This window comes from Mesorhizobium sp. B1-1-5 (assembly GCF_006443065.1).
Taxonomy (GTDB): Bacteria; Pseudomonadota; Alphaproteobacteria; order Rhizobiales; family Rhizobiaceae; genus Mesorhizobium.
This window is the reverse complement of record NZ_VFWS01000484.1, coordinates 1-1,241: the sequence shown is the minus strand read 5'-3', so window position 1 is coordinate 1,241 and position 1,241 is coordinate 1. Positions and strand designations below refer to the sequence as shown.

Annotated in this window: 1 protein-coding gene and 1 pseudogene; both read left to right on the top strand. The window is 61.2% G+C overall.

Going from position 1 to position 1,241, the window contains the following annotated elements; translation table 11 throughout:
* Positions 1-147 precede the first annotated feature (147 nt).
* Positions 148-774 carry a transglutaminase-like cysteine peptidase gene (locus tag FJ980_RS32580; RefSeq protein ID WP_140547555.1) on the top strand — a complete coding sequence of 209 codons (627 nt, stop codon included), beginning with the start codon at positions 148-150 and terminating at the stop codon, positions 772-774.
* A gap of 132 nt (positions 775-906) precedes the next feature.
* Positions 907-1,241: pseudogene (locus FJ980_RS32575) on the top strand (hypothetical protein); the annotation flags it as partial.

Genomic DNA, 1,241 nt, shown 5'->3' with positions numbered 1-1,241 from the left:
CTCCAGGAATGTGCGAGCCGGTGTTGCTTCGGCGCAACCCCGGTCGGGCATGCGTCGATCGCCAAAGATGTGATCGGCCGCCTTCATTGACTCCAGGCAAAATCCATCTTTAACGTTCTGTTAACAAAAATAGATGGGTGGGGCCGTATGGCATCCTCGGTGGGTTGGCGCCGCAAGGCGAGGGGTTTGGGGTTTGCGTTGGCGCTGACGGCTTTTTGTTCGGCCGCGGGTTTGGCGAATGCGGGACCGCTTTCCATGACCATCGGCGGGCAAACCTCCCAGCCGATCGGGCACTATGATTTTTGCAAGGTCCATTCTGCCGAATGCTCCATCCGCTCGCCCGCCAACGCTCCGGAGAGCATGACCGGCCAGCTGTTGCGGGAAATTTCCGCCGTAAATCTCTCGGTCAACACCCGCGTCAAGCCGATGAGCGACATGGACAACTACGGCAAGGATGAGTGGTGGGCCTACCCCGATAACGGGTTTGGCGACTGCGAAGACTACGCGCTTGAAAAGCAGCGCGAACTCCAGGCCGCCGGCATTGCCATTGCCAATCTGCTGATGACGGTGGTGCGCAAGCCCGACGGCGAAGGCCACGCCGTGCTTACGGTGCGCACCGACAAGGGCGATTTCATCCTCGACAATCTCAGCGACAAGGTTCGCCTCTGGAACCAGACAGGCTATCGCTACCTGAAGAGACAGGCGAGCGACAACAGCGGTCGCTGGGTTTCCATCCTTGGCGGCGACGAGCGGCTCGTCAGCTCTGTTCAATGATGTCGCCGATGTCTTGCGTCGGCAGCCGCATGTCGACCTTGGCCGTTTGATCCATTCCCGCTTGGGACCGTTCTTGCGTCGTGCCGGCGAATGCTGGCGGCGGCTCGTTGGAACCGGCAATCCGGTGCGCGCATGGATCTTTTGACTGTCCTCCAATCCGCGCCATTACTGCTCGCGCTGATCAAGACCGCGCTGCCGTCGGCGGCGGCGATCGGCATGGGGGTCGGCCAATGGTTCGCCTCGTTGCCGCCGTGCCGCGACCTCGTCTTCGAGGCCACCAGCTACCTGGTCTGCGAGGTCGATCCCAGGCAATATCGGATCGAATTGTTCTGGAAGGATCCGGCCGGCAAGCCCTATCAATCGCTGCACAATCTCGACGATGCCCAGCGGCGGGCCGGGCGCACGATGCTGTTCGCCATCAATGCCGGAATGTACCATCCAAACCTCGCGCCGGTCGGCCTGTATGT